Source organism: Erwinia sp. PsM31, assembly GCF_030433775.1.
In the GTDB taxonomy this organism is placed as follows: Bacteria; Pseudomonadota; Gammaproteobacteria; order Enterobacterales; family Enterobacteriaceae; genus Erwinia; species Erwinia aeris.
On sequence record NZ_JARUWZ010000070.1, the window covers coordinates 1 to 524 of the forward strand.

Consider the following 524-nt stretch of genomic DNA (forward strand, 5'->3'; position numbering starts at 1 on the left):
GTACCGGTCACGTCAGTTGTACGGAAGTAGAACTGTGGACGGTAGCCTTTGAAGAACGGAGTATGACGGCCGCCTTCGTCTTTGGACAGGATGTAAACCTCAGACTCGAACTGAGTGTGTGGCTTGATGGTGCCTGGCTTAGCCAGAACCTGGCCACGCTGGATATCTTCGCGCTTGATACCGCGCAGCAGGATACCACAGTTCTCGCCCGCACGGCCTTCGTCCAGCAGCTTACGGAACATCTCAACGCCGGTACAGGTTGATTTCACGGTATCTTTGATACCAACGATTTCAACTTCTTCGCCGACTTTAACGATACCGCGCTCTACACGACCGGTAACAACGGTACCACGACCGGAGATGGAGAATACGTCTTCGATTGGCAGCAGGAACGGCTTGTCGATTGCGCGCTCTGGTTCCGGGATGTAGTTATCCAGGTGACCGGCCAGCTCGATGATTTTCGCTTCCCACTCGGCGTCGCCTTCCAGCGCTTTCAGCGCGGAACCGTGAACGATTGGGGTGTC

At 55.3% G+C, this 524-nt stretch carries 1 protein-coding gene; it reads right to left on the reverse strand.

The window, feature by feature from the left end; all coding sequences use genetic code 11:
- A partial coding sequence (locus QCD69_RS22480) for an EF-Tu/IF-2/RF-3 family GTPase (RefSeq protein WP_301253574.1) occupies positions 1-524 on the reverse strand: 524 nt, incomplete at both ends.